Origin of the sequence: Xanthomonas sp. NCPPB 2922, from assembly GCF_041520885.1 — a bacterium.
GTDB classification, from domain to species: domain Bacteria; phylum Pseudomonadota; class Gammaproteobacteria; order Xanthomonadales; family Xanthomonadaceae; genus Xanthomonas; species Xanthomonas campestris.
The window spans coordinates 179,824-197,828 of sequence record NZ_JBGOFY010000002.1 but is presented as its reverse complement, the minus strand read 5'-3'; the positions used below and the strand labels follow the sequence as shown (position 1 = coordinate 197,828).

13 protein-coding genes, 1 other RNA gene and 1 pseudogene are annotated in these 18,005 nt (G+C 65.2%); 7 read left to right on the top strand and 8 right to left on the bottom strand.

All coding sequences use genetic code 11. From position 1 onward, the window contains the following. Positions 1-584 precede the first annotated feature (584 nt). The 3 genes from ACD584_RS03405 to ACD584_RS03395 form a co-directional block, all read right to left on the bottom strand. Entirely contained in the window at positions 585-1,346 is a 762-nt protein-coding gene (locus ACD584_RS03405; RefSeq protein WP_011038742.1) for an ABC transporter permease, read from the bottom strand. Next, positions 1,343-2,287, bottom strand: coding sequence for an ABC transporter ATP-binding protein (locus ACD584_RS03400; RefSeq protein ID WP_076036504.1), 945 nt, complete (start codon positions 2,285-2,287; stop codon positions 1,343-1,345). Before ACD584_RS03400 ends, ACD584_RS03405 begins: the two co-directional genes overlap by 4 nt. 426 nt (positions 2,288-2,713) lie before the next feature. After that, positions 2,714-4,351, bottom strand: coding sequence for a Na+/H+ antiporter (locus ACD584_RS03395; protein WP_011038744.1), 1,638 nt, complete (start codon positions 4,349-4,351; stop codon positions 2,714-2,716). 160 nt (positions 4,352-4,511) lie between these two features. Here ACD584_RS03395 and ACD584_RS03390 point away from each other — a divergent pair, with 160 nt between their 5' ends. Next, positions 4,512-4,940, top strand: a complete 429-nt coding sequence (locus tag ACD584_RS03390; protein WP_076037797.1) for a YciI family protein — start codon at positions 4,512-4,514, stop codon at positions 4,938-4,940. Between the two features lie 173 nt (positions 4,941-5,113). Here ACD584_RS03390 and ACD584_RS03385 read toward each other — a convergent pair whose 3' ends face one another. Beyond that, complete coding sequence (locus ACD584_RS03385; RefSeq protein ID WP_228438014.1) at positions 5,114-5,770, bottom strand: hypothetical protein; 657 nt, start codon at positions 5,768-5,770, stop codon at positions 5,114-5,116. A 460-nt stretch (positions 5,771-6,230) separates the two neighbouring features. Then, positions 6,231-6,305, bottom strand: a non-coding RNA gene (locus ACD584_RS03380) — sX9 sRNA. Between the two features lie 155 nt (positions 6,306-6,460). Between ACD584_RS03380 and ACD584_RS03375 the strand changes: the two genes are divergently transcribed. Continuing rightward, positions 6,461-7,018 carry a fasciclin domain-containing protein gene (locus ACD584_RS03375; protein WP_175611585.1) on the top strand — a complete coding sequence of 186 codons (558 nt, stop codon included), beginning with the start codon at positions 6,461-6,463 and terminating at the stop codon, positions 7,016-7,018. Positions 7,019-7,373: 355 nt separating this feature from the next. Here ACD584_RS03375 and ACD584_RS03370 read toward each other — a convergent pair whose 3' ends face one another. The 3 genes from ACD584_RS03370 to ACD584_RS03360 form a co-directional block, all read right to left on the bottom strand. Beyond that, a complete protein-coding gene (locus tag ACD584_RS03370; protein WP_076036505.1) occupies positions 7,374-8,792 on the bottom strand; it encodes a UdgX family uracil-DNA binding protein in 1,419 nt (472 codons plus the stop codon). 469 nt (positions 8,793-9,261) lie between these two features. Next, the gene (locus ACD584_RS03365; RefSeq protein ID WP_011038748.1) at positions 9,262-10,506 is read right to left on the bottom strand and encodes a putative DNA modification/repair radical SAM protein; all 1,245 of its coding nucleotides are present in this window, start codon (positions 10,504-10,506) and stop codon (positions 9,262-9,264) included. 241 nt (positions 10,507-10,747) lie between these two features. Further along, positions 10,748-11,566 carry a class III extradiol ring-cleavage dioxygenase gene (locus ACD584_RS03360; RefSeq protein ID WP_070691662.1) on the bottom strand — a complete coding sequence of 273 codons (819 nt, stop codon included), beginning with the start codon at positions 11,564-11,566 and terminating at the stop codon, positions 10,748-10,750. 121 nt (positions 11,567-11,687) lie between these two features. On the opposite strand from ACD584_RS03360, the gene ACD584_RS03355 reads away from it, so the two are divergent. The 5 genes and pseudogenes from ACD584_RS03355 (at position 11,688) to ACD584_RS03335 (ending at position 17,785) form a co-directional block, all read left to right on the top strand. Next, a complete protein-coding gene (locus tag ACD584_RS03355; protein WP_042594551.1) occupies positions 11,688-12,623 on the top strand; it encodes a LysR family transcriptional regulator in 936 nt (311 codons plus the stop codon). 53 nt (positions 12,624-12,676) lie between these two features. Continuing rightward, positions 12,677-13,246: pseudogene (locus tag ACD584_RS03350) on the top strand (flavodoxin family protein). A 526-nt stretch (positions 13,247-13,772) separates the two neighbouring features. Continuing rightward, positions 13,773-14,768, top strand: coding sequence for an aldo/keto reductase (locus tag ACD584_RS03345; protein ID WP_076036506.1), 996 nt, complete (start codon positions 13,773-13,775; stop codon positions 14,766-14,768). Between the two features lie 104 nt (positions 14,769-14,872). Further along, positions 14,873-15,568 carry a glycosyltransferase gene (locus tag ACD584_RS03340; protein WP_011038753.1) on the top strand — a complete coding sequence of 232 codons (696 nt, stop codon included), beginning with the start codon at positions 14,873-14,875 and terminating at the stop codon, positions 15,566-15,568. 111 nt (positions 15,569-15,679) lie between these two features. Next, positions 15,680-17,785 carry a M13 family metallopeptidase gene (locus tag ACD584_RS03335; RefSeq protein WP_175611586.1) on the top strand — a complete coding sequence of 702 codons (2,106 nt, stop codon included), beginning with the start codon at positions 15,680-15,682 and terminating at the stop codon, positions 17,783-17,785. Positions 17,786-18,005 lie beyond the last annotated feature (220 nt).

Sequence of the window (18,005 nt, the reverse complement as noted above, 5' to 3'; positions counted from 1 at the left end):
CAGGGCCCTTGCCCGCCCACCATCGCGGGAGACGCTGTCCGCACGTCCATGTCGGCGCTACGCGGCATCCATGCCGCGTCAGGTCCCGCGACGGTGGGCGGGTAAAAACCAGTCGCGATGGTCGGTGTGTATGGCTTTCAACGAAGCAACCAGCAGACGTTCTGGTGCGGTGCCCTCGTCGCTTGCGGGACCGTGTGGCGGCATGGATGCCGCCACCGAGCCCCCAGGGACGGGTTCACGGCGTGTCCCTCAAGCGGTGAGGGCACCGCGCCCTCGACCCACTCAGCGTTTGGTCTGGACTTCCGACGCGTTTGACCCGGACTTCCGTCGGCATCCAATGGTCGGTGTGCATGGCTTTCAACGAAGCAACCAACAGACGTTGGTGCGGTGCCCTCGCCGCTTGCGGGACCGTGTGGCGGCATGGATGCCGCCACCGAGCCCCCAGGGACGGGTTCACGGCGTGTCCCGTGAGCGGTGAGGGCACCGCGCCCTCGACCCACTCAGCGTTTGATCTGGACTTGCGACGCGTTTGACCTGAACTTCCGACGGCATCCACCAGGATGCGTCCGACAAAACCACTGCACTCACGCCTTGAGCCGATACCCACTGCGGAAGATCGCCGCCACCACGCCCAGGCACACCAGCAGGAACAGGAAGGTCATGCCGGTACTCACCGCGATGTGCACGTCTGCCTTGCCGTAGAAGCTCCAGCGGAATCCGCTGATCAGGTAGACCACCGGGTTGAACAAGGTGACCTTCTGCCAGATCGGCGGCAGCATGTTGATCGAGTAGAAGCTGCCGCCCAGGAAGGTCAGCGGCGTCACCACCATCAACGGGATCACCTGCAATTTTTCGAAGCCGTCGGCCCAGATGCCGATGATGAAACCGAACAGGCTGAAGGTGAGCGCGGTGAGCACCAGAAAGCCCAGCATCCACACCGGGTGCGCGATTTCGTAAGGCACGAACAGCCGCGCAGTGAGCAGGATCAGCAAGCCCAGCATCACCGACTTGGTCGCCGCCGCGCCCACATAGCCGATCACGATCTCCCACCATGCCACCGGTGCTGACAGCACCTCGTAGATGGTGCCGGCCCAGCGCGGCATGTAGATGCCGAACGAGGCGTTGGAGATGCTTTCGTTGAGCAGCGACAGCATCACCAGGCCGGGGATGATGAAGGCGCCGTAGCTGATGCCGTCGATAGCGCCCATGCGCGAACCGATCGCCGCGCCGAACACCACAAAATACAGTGAGGTCGACAACACCGGCGAGGCAATCGACTGGGTGAGCGTGCGGAACGCGCGCGCCATTTCGAAGCGGTAGATCGCACCGATCGCATGCAGGTTCATGCGCGCAACTCCGCGTTGCGTGCGCCATGCACCAGGTTGACGAAGATCTCCTCCAGCGAACTCTCGCTGGAATGCAGGTCCTTGAAATCGATGCCCTGCTCGTTGAGCCTGCGCAGCAGCCCGCCGATGCCGGTCTGCTCGGCCTGGGTGTCGAAGGTGTAGATCAGGCTGCTGCCATCGGCGGACAGCTCCAGCGGCAGATCGGCCAGCGCGGCCGGGATGGCCTGCAGCGGCGCCTGCAGGCTCAAGCCGAGCTGCTTCTTGCCGAGTTTGCGCATCAGCGTGTGCTTGTCTTCCACCAGCACCAGCTCGCCGCGGTTGATGACACCAACCCGGTCGGCCATGTCTTCGGCTTCTTCGATGTAATGGGTGGTCAGGATCACCGTGGTGCCCTGCTCGCGCAGCCGCCGCACCATCTGCCACATGTCGTGGCGCAGCTCCACGTCCACGCCGGCAGTGGGTTCGTCCAGGAACAGGATGCGTGGCTCGTGCGCCAGCGCCTTGGCGATCAGCACGCGCCGCTTCATGCCGCCGGACAGGGTGGAGATCTTGCTGTTGCGCTTGTCCCACAACGACAGCTGGCGCAGCACCGATTCCAGGTATTGCGGATTGGCCGGCTTGCCGAACAGGCCGCGGCTGAAGCGCACCGTGGCCCACGCCGTTTCGAACGCATCGGTGGCCAATTCCTGCGGCACCAGCCCGATGCTGGCCCGCGCGGCGCGGTAGTCGCGCACGATGTCGTGGCCATCGGCCAGCACGGTGCCGGTGCTCGGATTGACCAGCCCGCAGATGATGCTGATCAAGGTGGTCTTGCCGGCGCCGTTGGGGCCGAGCAATGCAAAGATCTCACCGCGCTGGATGTCCAGATCCACACGTTTGAGCGCCTGGAATCCCCCGGCGTAGGTCTTGCTGAGTCCCTGGATGGAAACGATCGGAGTCATGGGGTTCTGCACTGGAACGATCAGCGTCACAGGGTAGGCCGTGCGCCATGAAGATGGGAGGCGTAAAGATGGGATGGTGTCTCCCGACCGTTGTCAGCGCGTGCCTGTGCATAGCGAACGGGGCCGTTGGAGTGCGTGTCGCGAATGGCCGATGTGAGATGCAGGCGCGCATCTGTGCGCGAGAAGTTTCACCGGTACGGCTCCATCGCGCGCAAGCGCGCTCCTACACAGCCATAGCCGGACCGCCGCGCTGGGTTTTACGCTTACCGATTCTCGATTCTCGATTCTCGATTCCCGATTGACCGGCATCACCGGGAGAGCCCCATCGCGCGCAAGCGCGCTCCTACGCAGCAGAGGCAGCAGCGCCGCCCCGGCTTCTACGATTCCCCACTCCCGATTCCCAATTCCCGCGCACCGCAGGCGCGCTCACGCCCGCTTCCGCGACTCGATCAGATCCAGATTGCGCACCAGCCGGCGCGACAGATCGTCGGAGATCTCGCGGCGGCGGGCGAGCTTGAACAACTCGTTGCGCTCGGCCACCAGCGCGGCGTGGCGGAACTGCCGTAGTGCCTGTTCGAAGGCGCCCGCCTCTTCCGGGTCGGTTTCGGCCATGTCCACCGCGCCCAGCTTGCGCTGGTAGCGCTGGCTGACCTGGTTGGCGGCGGCGTTGTAGCGCTCGGCGTGCGCGCTGTCTTCCACCAACCGCTGGCGTAGTTTTTCCACCGCCTCCAGCGCCGCCTGCGAAGCGGCCTTCACCGCCAGGTCTTCCTTCAGCTGCTCGTCTTCTTCTTCGGGTAACTCCAGGCCACGCAGCAGGCGCGGCAACGCCACGCTGGCCACCAGCAGCGACACCAGGATCACCGAGGCGGCCAGAAAGATCGCCAGCTGCCGGGCCGGGAACGGCGAGCCGTCTTCCAGCACCAACGGCAACGTGAGCACGCCGGCCAGGGTGATCGCGCCGCGCACGCCGGCCAGCGACACCGCCACCACGATCCGCCATGGCGGGCTCACATGTGCCTCGCCACGCCGCTGCGCCTTGAAGAGGTTCCAACGCAGCGACAGGAACACCCACACAAAGCGCAGTGCCATCAGGCTGGCGCTGATGGTGGCCACGTAGACCGCCAGCCACCATGGATTGAGGTGCCCGGCCTCCTGCACGCTGCGCACCGCACCGTCCAGGATGCCCGGCAGCTGCTCGCCCAGCAGCACGAAGATGATGCCGTTGAAGGTGAACTGCACCGTGTCCCACACCGCCGAGCGCTGCAGGCGCATGTTGCCCGGCGCGTTGCCGGCCATTTCTACGTAGCTCATGGTGATGCCGGCGGCCACGGCCGCCAGGATGCCCGAGGCGTGGAAGGCTTCGGCCAGCAGGTAGGCGGCAAAGGGTGTCAGCAGGTTGACCAGGATCGCCGAACCGGGTTCTTCGCCGAAGTGGCGCCAGATCCAGGCCTGGATGCGGCTCAGCCCGAAGGTGGTCGCCACGCCCAGACCCAGGCCGGCCAGTGCCACCCACAGGAAGGTCAGCGATGCGGTCGCCACCGAGAAGGTGCCGGTGAGCACGGCAGCCACCGCAAACTGGAAACACACCAGGCCGGAGGCGTCGTTGAGCAGCGACTCGCCTTCCAGGATGTGCATCAGCCGCTTGGGAATCTGCACCTTGGAGGCGATCGACGACACCGCCACCGGGTCGGTCGGCGAGATGATCGCCGCCAGCGCGAACGCCACCGCCAGCGGCATCGCCGGGATCAGCCAGTGGATCAGCAGGCCCGCCCCGACCACGGTGAACACCACCAGCCCCAGCGCCAGTTCGAGGATGGCCGCCTTGTCGCGGAACAGGCCTTGTTTGGGAATGCGCCAGCCATCCAGGAACAGCAGCGGCGGCAGGAACAGCAGGAAGAACAACTCCGGTTCCAGCTCGTGTCCGGCATCGAACACACCGGAGACCACCGCGCCGAGCGCGATCTGGACCAACGGCAAGGGCAACGAGAACGGCAGGATGCGGATCAGGTAACCGCTGGCCGCGACCGCCAGCAACATGGCGAGGACGACATCAATCGAATGCATGCAAAACCCAGAAAAAAATCGGCCGCGTCGCGGCAAGGCATGTGGCACCGCAACACGGCACCGATGACGGAACATACCGCGTTTGCGCGCGGGGATGGAACCGCCGCAGCGCAAGGCCCGCCGGCTACACTCGGCAGCAGACGATTGCGAGGATGCGCCGATGCAGTTTCTGTTGCTGGTCTATCTGGATGCCACCTTGCTGGATACGCTGCCGGATGGAGAGGCCGACAGCATGATGCGGCACTGCTTCGCCAACGCCGATGTCATGCACCAGCAAGGCCAGCTGCTGCAGGCGCAACAACTGGAGCCGGCGACCACCGCACGCAGCGTGCGTGTGCGCGGCGGCGCGGTCCGCGTAAGCGATGGGCCGTTTGCCGAAACCAAGGAAGTGCTGGGCGGCTTCAACCTGATCGAGGCCGCCGACATGGACGAGGCGCTGCGCATCGCGGCCACCTTCCCCTGGGCGGCCACCGGCTGTATCGAAGTGCGCCCGGTCCGCGACATGCATGCGGTGCGGCGACAGGTGGGCGCACCCGAGGGCGATCTGTCAACGCGGCAGCCAAAAGCGGACTCAACCTGCGTTCGGTAAGACGGCATGCCCATGCTGGCCTTGTTGCCTGTCACGTGGTGATCGCCTACGGCGATGACGAGACCTGAAGACGCCAGGTGGATCGACCACACCGCCAGGCGGCAGGCGCGGTCTGCAGGGCCAGCGGCGCCATCGTGCTGACCCCGCTCAAAACACTCACGCCACGGCGGGAGTCACGCGTGGGGAGCGTGCTTGCTCGGCCGCTGCTTCGTCGGCGCAGTGGCCTGGACCGGGACGATGAAGGTCGCTTTGTGCAGTTTCAGCTCGGAATCGTAGTGAGCCACCGTCACCTTGATCGTCTTGGGTTTCTTCTTGAAGGCATAGGGCCACTGCGCTCCAAGCATCTGCTGCCCGAGCTTCTGACCCTGCGTATCTTCAACAAGCTTGATCCGCACGGGATAGTTGCCGACGCCGCCATTGTTCGCGTCGTTCGCGTCGACTACATCGAAATGGGCTTTTGAAAACCCAAGAGTCGAGGAACTGCCCTTGAAGTTGGCGCTGTCGTCGAATCCAATGTTCTTGTAGCTATAACGCAACAACAGAACATATGTTGGCACCCACGACCCACCGCCTGCATCCACAATCCTCACCTTGGCAGTGCGCGCAGAATTGATTGTGAACTGCCACTCGCCCGGAACGACCCACTGCTGACCAGGCTGATAGATGTCGCTAGCTGTACCAGCGGCCTCCACCGATGGCTCGGGAGCAGCAGCTGCCTGCGCGGTGCCGAGCAGCGCCAATGTACTTGCGATCACGCAGGTGACGAGGGTGAGCCGATTGAATCCCGATTTTACACTCTTCATGTGCTGCAGCCCTTCCCGGTTATCCATCCAAATGACGAGGGTGTGGTACGACGCGTCTGCTTCGTTGAATTAAATTAAGCATTACGTCTACCCATCCATAACGACGATGATCTATTGAAGCGAGATTACACGACACACTTCCCATTAACCCGTTGCCGGCACTTGAATCTTCATCGTTATTTACACAGGCTTCACGTCATTTTAAAATACTTCGCCCAGGCAATTTCACTATCGATATTCATTATGAACGAGAAGCTCGCCAACCAACTTAAATATCGCTAATTGCGAACCCTTGCATTTCTGATGGGTGCTGGCCGGCGAAACCGACGTTGCGATAAACGTTTTATTTCCTACCTCGCGCCTGCTGAAGCGGGCGATGTGTTGCAGTGCCGCACATCGGCTTGCTGAGGCACCGGCCGCCGCACAGTGTCTGCATTACTAGGGTAACGCTCGCCACAAGACTCGAGTGTGCAGATCTATTTAGAGCGGCTAACAAAACGTAGCGAGCAGCCGTCAGGTGGGTGCGGACGGCGCGGAGGAACCGGAATGTACGTGGGTACATGCCGATTCCGAGCACCGGCCGCGCCCGCCTGGCGGCTGCGCAGTCGTTTTGATAGCTGCTCTTAGACCGCGTGATGCATCCGCGCTGCATCCTGCCGCGTATCAAGGTCTACGATTGCCATCCAGGTAATCGCTCACTCAAAGGATCGATGCCTCATGAAGACCTCATTACAGTCGCTTGCCATTGCCACCGCCATTGCCCTGTCCAGCGCCGTTGCGCCGGTCTACGCCGCCTCCAACCCCATGGTGGGTGGCGCACCGATGCTGGTCACCAAGGACATCGTCGACAACGCCGTCAATTCCAAGGACCACACCACCCTGGTCGCCGCAGTGAAGGCGGCCGGCCTGGTCGACACGCTCAAGGGCCCGGGCCCGTTCACCGTGTTCGCGCCCACCAATACTGCGTTTGCCGCATTGCCGGCCGGCACCGTGGACACGCTGCTCAAGCCCGAATCCAAGCCCACGCTGACCAAGGTGCTGACCTACCACGTGGTGGCCGGCAAGGTGGACGCCGCCTCGCTGATCGCCAAGATCAAGGCCGGCGGCGGTAGCGCCACGCTCACCACCGTGCAGGGCGAACCGCTCACTGCAAAGCTCAACGGCAAGAAGGTCACCCTGACCGATGCCAAGGGCAACACCGCCACCGTCACAACGGCCGACGTCATGCAGAGCAATGGCGTGATCCACGTGATCGACAAAGTGCTGATGCCGTAATCGGCATGCCTGTGCGGCTGATCACCGCTGCTTGCCTGCGGTGATCGACCACGCGCACAGGCGGTTTTTCAGAGCGCGTTGCACTGCTTCATGTAGGAGCGCCCCGGCACGCGTGACGCGTCACTGGGATGCCTGATTGCGTGCTGGGGCGCTCCTACGCCTGTGCAGGCCTTGCGCCATGCGGCACCGTTGTGACGATCCAGTCGCTCCAGGTGCGGCTCTCGCGGGCTGCGACATCACCGCGAAGCGGCGGTGACGGAACGGCCGGTATTCACGCCGTTCCCTTGGTGTCGTTCGAACCGCGACACCGTGCGCGTGCGTTTGCACGCGCATTTTTTTGCACCGACACCGGCAATTACGCTGGCGGTGCCTGCAACAGCTGGCCCAGATCCGCGACAAATCCGCGGTAGCCGGCGTCGCGCGCCGACGGCGTGCCCTGACGCAAGACCCAGGATGGATGCACCGTGGCCAGCACCGGCGTGCCATCGTCCAGGCGCTGCCATTGCCCGCGCTCCTGCATCAAGCGAAAGCCCGGCCCCAGTACCGCCTGCGCCGCCGTCGCGCCCAGGCACACAATCTGTGCGGGCCGCAACTGCGCACGCTCGGCCTGTAACCAGCCATTGCACGCCTGCACATGGCTGCGTTCGGGATTGCGATGCAAGCGGCGCTTGCCGCGTTGCTCGAAACGGAAATGCTTCACCGCATTGGTGACATAGAAACGCTGCCGATCGATCCCCAGCTCGCCGAGCGCCTGATTGAACAAGCGCCCGGCCGGGCCCACAAACGGCCGCCCGCTCAGATCCTCTTCGTCGCCCGGCTGCTCGCCGATCACCATCACCGCCGCGTCGTCCGGCCCTTCGCCGAACACCGTCTGTGTTGCCGGCTGCCATAGGTCGCAGCGCCGGCAATCGCGCGCGGCCACGCGCAGCTGCGCAAGACTCTGCGCAGCCACGGCTGGTAGCGCCGCAGGCGCTGCGGGTACCCGTCGCCGCACCGGCTCGGGCGCGCGTTCGGCCATCTCGCGCACACGCACGCCGGCCTCGCGGATCAGTTCCGGCAGCAGCGTGGCCTCGGGCAGGTTCTTCCAGTATTTCTGCGGCATTTCCTGCCGCATCATGGTGGGATTGAGCCGCGCCGGATTGAAGATGTGCGCGTAGTAAGTACGCCACAGTGTTTCCTGCGCATCGTCGGCGGGCACCTGGTTGCGCGCCGCGCCCTCGCCAAACGTCAACGCTTCGCCATCCCAGCGCACGCTGCGGTACGGCGTAAGAATCGCCCAACGCATGCCGGCAAACCGCCGCGCAAAGAACGGCGCCACCCGGTCCAGGATCCAGTGTTCGGGCTCGAACCAGGCCACGAACTCTTCCTCCTCACCCGGCAAGCGCCGGAAGCGCACAAAGGCCTTCATCTTGTGCGAATCGCGCTGCACGGCCTTCTGCCACTGCATCACCCGATGCACATCCACATCGGTGGCCCGCTCCAGCAACGCCCGCTCACCGGACGCAATCCGCCACAACAACCGGTACAGCACCGCATGCCGCTGCACATCGCGATGGCACAACACCGCCGACGCCAGCTGCAGAAACTCCGCAGACACCCGCGGCCCCGCCACCACCGCCGGCAAATCCAGCACCCCCTGCCCCATCAACAACCCACCCTGCGCGCCCCCATTCCAATCCACCGCATCCGGCCCCACCTGCGCACACCACCCCGCCCGCGCCAACGCACGCCATGCATCAAGACTCCAACCTGGCTCAACTTCAGCGCTAAACATCGCTTGCACCTGACCTCAAGATTTCCGATCTCGCCATCGCTCTACTGGCGGCACTCTCGTTGCGTTGTTGCGATTTTTCGCGGGCTTTTGCGGTTATTGCTGCTCGCTTGTCGCAGTTGATTTTGCTGCACCAAGTCGCCTTAGAGCGAGCCGAGCACCGCAGCCATACGTGGCCGAAGAGGCGCCCTGTTTGAGCGCAGCGAGTTTGGGCGCCGTGCCGCGTATGGGGAGGAGCGCAGGGCACCGGTGCGGCTGTATCGCGCCGGATCGCGTCAGGCGACAGCGGTTTTGGTTACTTTTGCCAAGACAAAAGTAACCCGCGCCGCAAGGCGTGGAAGCTCTTGGCGCAGGGATTCGGTGGTGGGAATTGGGGATTCGTAGAAGCAATCAAGAACTTCCAAGTCATGCGTGCGGCCGTACCCTCATCCGCCCTTCGGGCACCTTCTCCCGACGGGAGAAGGCACAGGCGTCAATCGAACAAACTTGCCTGCCGCGGCGCAGGCGCCAACTGCGCCCGCAACCGCGCCGGGTCATCCAACCGCTGCCGCGGATGATGATCCAGCACACTCACAAACGGCAGCAGCTTCTTCATCGGCACCCGCAACCGCGCCAGATCGCCCACCCGCAACCGCGCATGCCGCCGCGACAACAACAACCGCTCCACGTTGCGGGTCCCCAGGCCAGGCACCCGCAACAACATTTCGCGCGGCGCCTGATTCAAGTCCACAGGAAACCGCTCCGGATTGCGCAGCGCCCAGGCCAGCTTCGGGTCAACGTCCAGATCCAGCATGCCGCTGGACTGCGACGGCGCGATTTCTTCCACGCTGAATTCGTAGAAACGCAGCAACCAATCGGCCTGATACAGCCGATGCTCGCGTTGCAGCGGCGGTGCCTGCAGCGGCAGCTTGGAGGAGGCATCCGGGATCGGGCTGAAGGCCGAGTAATACACCCGGCGCATCCGGTAATTGCCGTAAAGATTGTGGCTGGTGTCCAGGATGCTGCGATCGTTGGCACCGTCGGCACCGACGATCATCTGCGTGCTCTGCCCGGCCGGCGCAAACCTGGGCGGCTTGGCGCGGCGCACTTTCTCGGCCTTGCGCTCCAGCTGGTTTTCTTCGATGCGCCAGCGCAGCTCGCCCATCGCCGCGCGGATGCCGCCCACGCTCTTTTCCGGCGCCAGCTGGGTCAGTCCCTGCTCGGTCGGCAATTCGATATTGATGCTCAGACGATCGGCGTAGCGGCCGGCGGCAGCCAGCAATTCCGGCGACGCATCGGGGATGGTCTTGAGGTGGATGTAGCCAGCGAAGTGATGCTCCTCGCGCAACTGCCGCGCCACTTCCACCAACTGCTCCATGGTGTAGTCGGAATTGCGGATGATGCCACTGGACAGGAACAGGCCTTCGATGTAATTGCGCTTGTAGAAATCCAGCGTGAGCGTCACCACTTCTTCTGGCGTGAAGCGCGCGCGGCGCACGTTGCTGGACACCCGGTTGACGCAGTACGCGCAATCGAACACGCAGAAGTTGGTGAGCAGGATCTTCAGCAGCGACACGCAGCGGCCGTCGGGCGTGTACGAGTGGCAGATGCCCATGCCCTCGGTACTGCCGATGCCCCCGGTGCCGAGCGAATTGCGCTTGTTGGCGCCACTGGAGGCGCAGGACGCGTCGTACTTGGCGGCGTCGGCGAGGACAGCGAGCTTGTCGAGGAGTTTCACCCAGACAGCATGCCGGTTTGCGTCTCACTCCGTGAGACTGGCGCTCTGAGCCGGTGAACCCTTCAGGGCTGGCGCGCCATGCAGCGCGCCGCGCCTGTTCACCTCATGCGGCACCACCGTGATGCGGCCCTGCGTGGAGCCCGCCGCTCACGCAGCGCGGCGCAGCGCTTGGTAACGATGGCCATGCGGCAGCCATCCAACCACTGAGTCGATCTCACGCACAGCAACCCCGCACGCCCGATTACGCAGCCACCGGTTGGTCCACCGCCGGCGCACCATCGAAGCGGTAGATATCCATGCCGATCAGGCCCTGATCGATGCCGGCGTCGATCCGCTGCGCACCGAGCCGGTCGCCACCGGCCGCGCCCATGGCCACGTACAACGGCAACAGATGCTCGTCGGTGGGATGCGCGCGCGCGGCATGCGGTGCCTGGCGCCGGTAATCGAGCAACGCGGGTACGTCGTCGTCGGCCAATCTGCGCTCGGTCCAGTCGATGAACGGGCGCACATACGGTGCCTCGCGCTCGGCGCTATAGCCCTGATGCAGGTCGTGCAGGTTGTGGGTGATGCTGCCCGAGCCGATCACCAGCACGCCTTCCGCGCGCAGCGGCGCCAGTGCGCGGCCCACCGCAAACTGGTGGGCCGGGCCCAGTTCCGGCTGGATCGACAGCGGCACCACCGGGATGTCGGCCTGCGGGTAGAGCATGCGCAGCGGCACCCAGATGCCATGGTCGAGGCCGCGGTGCGGGTCCTGCTGCGGATGCAGGCCAGCCAGTTCCAGCAGGCGCGTCACCTGCTGCGCCAACGCCGGGGCACCCGGAGCCGGATACTCGATCTCGTACAACGGCGGCGGGAAACCGCCGAAATCGTGAATGGTGACGGGCTTGGAGGCAGCACCCACCAGCGGCCGCCGTGCCAACCAGTGCGCGCTGGCCACCACGATCGCGCGTGGGCGCGGCAGGCCCTGCGCCAGCGTGGCCAGTTGCGTCCCCAGCTCGCCCGGCCGCAGCGCGGTCATGGGCGAGCCATGCGAAATGTACAGCGAGGGCAGGACGGACATGGGCGAACTCCGGGGCGGCGCCGGTATGGCAGCCAAGGTACACAGGGTATGCCGTGCAAAAATCGGATAAACCGCGCCAATTCGGATAAATTATTGCGATTACGGCAACAATCGACCGCCAATGGATACCCTGGATGCAATGCGCGTGTTCGTGGCGGTGGCTGAGCGCAGCGGTTTCAGCGCCGCCGCCGATGCACTGGACCGCTCCACCGCCAACATCACCCGGCAGGTGGCCGCGCTGGAACAACGGCTGGGCACCCGCCTGCTCAACCGCACCACCCGGCGGGTCAGCCTGACCAGTGCCGGCACCGCCTATTACCAGCGCTGCCTGCAGCTGTTGGCCGACCTGGACGACCTGGAAGCCACGGTGGGCGCGCAGGCGCTGGCGCCGTCCGGGCTGCTGCGGGTCAACGCGCCGGTGAGTTTCGGCATCGTGCAGTTGGCCGCCTTGTTGCCCGGCTTCCGCGCGCGTTTCCCACAGGTGGAACTGGACCTGTCGCTGTCCGACCGCCTGGTGGACATGGTCGAAGAAGGCTTCGATGTCGCGCTGCGCATCACCCGCCAGCCCGCGCCCACCCTGATTGCCCGGCAGCTGGGCACGGTGCGGCTGGTGCCCTGCGCAGCCCCGGCCTATCTGGCACGCGCGGGCACCCCGCAGCATCCGGCCGATCTGGCCGGCCACGAATGCCTGCTCTACCACTACGCGCCCACCGGCGACGACGTGCGCTTTCACGGGCCCGACGGCGATATCGACGTACGCCTGCGCGGCGGCCTGCGCGCCAACAACGGCCACGTGCTGAGCGCGGCGGCGGTGGCCGGCCAGGGCGTGGTGATCCAGCCGGATTTCCTCGCCGACGAGCACATCGCCGCCGGCCGTCTGGTGCGCATCCTGCCCGACTACCACCTGGCCGACATCGGCATCTATGCGGTGTACACCAGCCGCAGCCACCTGGCGCCAAAAGTGCGCAGCTTCATCGATTACCTGGTGGAACACATCGGCGCGCCGGCCCCGGGCCTGGCGGCCTCGGCAACAGTTCGTCCCGCCCGCGGTCATTAATCTGCACGCTGGCGCGTGCTTCCATGGGGGCTTCCCTCACCCCAGGAGTGCACATGACCAAGATCGCCATCGTCTATTTCAGTGGCTACGGCCATACCGTCAAGCAGGCCGAGGCCGTGCACGCCGGTGCCGCCAGCGTTGGCGAGGCCACGCTGTACCGCATCGACCAGGACGGCAACCTGCCCGACGAGGCCTGGGAAGCGATCGGCGCGGCCGATGCCATCATCTACGGCAGCCCCACCTACATGGGCGGGCCGGCCTGGCAGTTCAAGAAGTTCGCCGATGTCAGTTCCAAGCCGTGGTTCACGCAGGCGTGGAAGGACAAGGTCGCCGCCGGCTTCACCAACTCGGCCTCGGTGAACGGCGACAAGTACGCCACCATCCAGTACTTCTGGACTCTGTCGCAGCAGCATGGCCAGGTCTGGGTCGGCACCGGCCTGCCGCCGTCCAACACCAAGGCGCACGGCCCGCAGGACATCAACTGGACCGCCGGCTGGGGTGGCGCACTGGCCATCTCGCCCTCGGATGCATAGCCGGAGGAAGCACCGCGCAGCGGCGATCTGGAAACCGCCAAGTTGCTCGGCAAGCGGGTGGCTGAAATCGCCGCCAAGCTCAAGGGCTGATCCAGTGCAGGGCCAGGCATGTGCTGTGTGCATGCCTGGCCTTGCGCGTAGTCCGTTGCGGCGTTGATTGTGGCGCTGCACGCAGGTTGTGACGTTGTAAGTGCGGGTGGTCGCGCGTCGCGCGGTAGCCGGCCTGCAGGCGGAGCGTTTGCAGTTGTTGTGCACGTGCGCCGCAGCAGTCAATGGCACGCAAACGAGAAATGCAGGGTGTCGCTGTAGACCGATGGCGCTGTGCGTACGTCGCGGTCATTGCGGACTTGATGCACTTCGCTCGCGAAACGTCGCCACCGCACACTGCCGTTCGACCTCTGCCACAGTGATCGCGCAACACGCCTCCACAACCGCAACACCAAGGGCTCAGCGCGCGCGCATGCAGTGCAGCTGTCACCTACATTCACCACACGCACCTGATTGACACCCGCGTCCGATGTCCACGTTGGGCACGCCCGATCAACGGGCCACGCCGCACTAACACCCCGCGCGCGATCCTGCCGCCCTCTCACCCCTGCACGGAGTTTCCCCAACCATGCACACCCGCTCGCTTGGCCGTTCCGGCCCAACCGTTTCCGCCCTGGGCCTCGGCTGCATGGGCATGAGCGCCTTTTATGGCGATCGCAACGACGAGGCCGGCTCGATCGCAGTGATCCACCGCGCACTCGACCGCGGCATCAGCCTGCTCGATACCGCCGATATGTACGGCCCGCACACCAACGAAGTGCTGGTCGGCAAAGCCATTGCCTCGCGCCGGCATGAAGTGTTCCTGGCCACCAAGTTCGGCATCAAGCTCGATCCCAACGACCCATCCGTGCGTGGCATCGACGGCAGCCCGGCCTACGTGCAGAGCGCGTGCGAGGCCAGCCTGCGCCGCCTGGGCGTGGAGCACATCGATCTGTACTACCAGCATCGCGTGGACCCGAACGTGCCGATCGAAGACACCGTGGGCGCCATGGCGCGCCTGGTCGAGCAGGGCAAGGTGCGCTTCCTGGGTCTGTCCGAAGCCGCCGCCGACACCATCCGCCGCGCGCACGCGGTGCACCCGATCACCGCCGTGCAGACCGAATATTCGCTGTGGTCGCGCGAGCCCGAAGACAACGGCGTGTTCGCCACCGTGCGCGAGCTGGGGATCGGCTTCGTGCCGTATTCGCCGCTGGGGCGCGGCTTCCTGACCGGCGCGTTCGCTTCGCCGGACGACTTCGATGCCGACGACTATCGCCGCCATTCGCCGCGTTTCCAGGGCGAGAACTTCACCCGCAATCTGCAGCTGGTGGAACAGGTCAAGGCGATCGCGACCGACAAGGGCGTCACGCCCGGGCAGCTGGCATTGGCCTGGGTGCTGGCGCAGGGCCAGGACCTGGTGCCGATCCCGGGCACCAAGCGGTTGGCCTATCTGGAAGAAAACATCGCCGCATTGGACGTGGCGCTGATGCCGGACGAGCTCGCCCGCATCGATGCGATCTTTCCGCCCCAGGCAGCGGCAGGCACCCGCTATCCCGAAGCGATGATGGGCGCGGTCAACCGCTGAGCCACACCACGCGTCCGCAGACGCTGCGGACGCGTCAGCTCACGCCATGGCCCGCGCATCCCCTGCACACTGCGCGGGTCCTTAGGCCACCGAGTGCAACTGCAATGCTCTCCTGCGTGATTCCCGCCCATGACGAGGCCGCGTTGATCGGGCAGACGCTGCAGTGCCTGCATGCCTGCGCGCAGGCCATGCAACTGGACTACGAAGCCATCGTGGTGGCCGATGCCTGCAGCGACGACACCGCGGCGATCGCGCGTGCCAACGGCGCTAGCGTGATCGAGGTGGAGTTGCGGCACATCGCCGCCACCCGCAATGCCGGCGCCCAGGCCGCCCAAGGTGATCGCCTGCTGTTTCTGGATGCCGATACCCAGGTGAATCCGCAGGTGATGGCCGCCGCGCTTGCGGCACTGGATGCCGGTGCGGTGGGCGGTGGCGCGCGCGTACATCTGCATGGCAAGCGCGTGTGGGTGGAGCGCATGGCCCAGGCCGTGTTCGGCTGGATCTTCCGGCTCAGCGGCATTGCGCCAGGCTGCTTTTTGTTCTGTACCCGCGCGGCATTCGCCAGCGCCGGCGGCTTCGATACGCGCTACTACGCCGGCGAAGATGTCGCGCTCAGCCGCAGCCTGGCGCGCTGCGGGCGTTTTGTGATCCTGCGCCAGACCGTGCACACCTCCGATCGCAAGCTGCGCAGTTTTTCCAAGCGCGAGCATGTGGGCTTGCTGTTGCGGTTCCTGTGGCGCGGGCGGCGCATGTTGCAGACCCGCGACGCGCTGGGCTTCTGGTATCAACGGCGGCGCTGAACCAGGCGTGTCCGCAAGACCCGTCCTCACGCGAACCACCCGCCAGAGCCAGGACGCGACTGCGCCAGAGACCTACACTGCGAAGTCTGTTCCGGTTTCGAGTTGCACCGCATGGTCTCTTTGCACCGCCCTGTCCTGATCGCCGCCACCATGGCCACGCTGCTGGTCACTACCGCCTGCCACCACGATGGCGGCACCTCGGCGGCGAACAATGCCAGCAAGGCGGCGCCCAGCACTCCGCAACTGGGCGACTTCGGTTTCGATGTGGCCGGCATGGACCGCAGCGTGGCGCCGGGCGACGACTTCTTCGGCTACGCCAACGGCACCTGGGTCAAGACCACGCAGATTCCGGAAGACCGCTCCAGCTTCAACAGCTTCACCAGCATCACCGTGAAGACCGAGCAGCACAGCCGCGACATCATCGAAGGCGACGCCGCCAACGACCGCGTCACCGGCGAAGACAAGCAGATTGGCGACTACTACGCCGCCTACATGGACGAGGCCGGCATCGAGGCCAAGGGCGTGAGCCCGGTGCAACCGGCCTTGGATGCCATCGCGCAACTCGAGGACAAGCAAGCCTTGGCGCGCACCCTTGGCGGGCAACTGCGCGCCGATGTGGACCTGCTTAATTCCACCGATTTCTACACCGACCGCCTGTTCGGCCTCTGGGTGTCGCAAGACCTGCATCATCCGCAGCGGTATGTGCCGTACCTGGTGCAAGGCGGCCTGGGCATGCCCGAGCGCAGCTTCTATCTGGATGGCGGGCGCATGGCGCAGATGCGCGAGGCGTACTGCGCCTACATCGTCAACCTGCTCGAACTTGCCGGCATTGCCGATGCCGCGCCCAAGGCCGAGCGCATCCTGGCGCTGGAAACCGCCATCGCACGCGTGCATGCCAGTGCCGAGCAAACCAACAACGTGCAGGACGGCGCCAATGCCTGGGCCCAGGCCGACTTTGCGCGCAAGGCACCCGGCCTGGACTGGGGCGCATTTTTCGAAGCCGCCGGGTTGAAGGCGCAGCGCGACTTCATCGTCTGGCAGCCGCAGGCGGTGACCGGACTGTCGGCGCTGGTGCAGTCGCAGCCGCTGCAGACCTGGAAGGACTACCTGAGCTTCCGCGCGCTCGACCGCGCTGCGCCGTACCTGTCCAAGCCGTTTGCCGACGCGCGCTTCGGCTTCTATGGCACCACCCTGGAAGGCACCCCGCAGCAGCGCCAGCGCTGGAAGCGTGGCATCGACGCCACCAACGCCGCGTTAGGCGAAGCGGTGGGCAAGCGCTACGTGCAGAAATACGTCAGTGCGCAGACCAAGACGCGCGCCGAAGCGATGGCCAAGAACATCATTGCCGCCTTCGGCAAGCGCATCGACGCGCTGGCGTGGATGAGCCCGCAGACCAAGCAGCACGCCAAGGCCAAGATCGCCGGGCTCACCGTGGCCGTGGGCTACCCGGACACCTGGCGCGACTACAGCGCGCTCGAGGTACGGCGCGATGATGCGGTGGGCAATGTCGAACGTGCCGAGCTGTTCGAGTACCGCCGCAACCTGGCCAAGCTGGGCAAGCCGGTGGATCACGGCGAGTGGTACATGCTGCCGCAGGAGGTCAACGCGCTGAATGTGCCGCTGGAAAACCGCCTGATCTTCCCGGCCGCGATCCTGCAGCCGCCGTTCTTCGACCCGGCCGCCGACGATGCGGTGAATTACGGCGCGATCGGCGCGGTGATCGGCCATGAAATCAGCCACAGCTTCGACAATATGGGCGCGCTGTTCGATGAACATGGCGAGCTGCACAACTGGTGGACGCCGCAGGACCTGAAGAAGTTCGAGACCGCCAGCGACGCGCTGGCCGCACAGTTCGGCAGCTACAAACCATTCGAGGATCTGTCGGTCAACGGCAAGCTCACCCTGGGCGAGAACATCGCCGACGTGGCCGGCCTGGCCACCGCCTACGACGCGTATCAGCTGTCGTTGCAGGGCAGGCAACCGCAGACACTGGACGGGTTCACACCAGACCAGCGCTTCTTCCTGGGCTTTGCACAGGCCTGGCGCGGCAAGTACCGCGACGAGGCACTGCGCAACGCAGTGCTCACCGACGTGCACGCACCCGGGCGCTTCCGCGCGCAGACCGTGCGCAACCTCGACGCCTGGTACCCGGCCTTCGAAGTGACCCAGGGCCAGCAGCTGTATCTGGCGCCGGAGCAGCGCGTCAAAATCTGGTAAGCGCGTTGCGCCCGTGCGCGCCAACCCATCGTAGGCTCTCACCGCCAGACTTCACCAGCGCGCCCCACCCGTAGGAGCGCGCTCGCGCGCGATGGGCATTACCGACAACGCGTAAGCAGTTGAGAACAAACTGCGCCGCAACTGCAAAGCCTGCTTACCGTCATTCACGCCGCCCTACCGCACGCTTTCACCGCCAGACGTCGCCAGCGCGCCTTACATG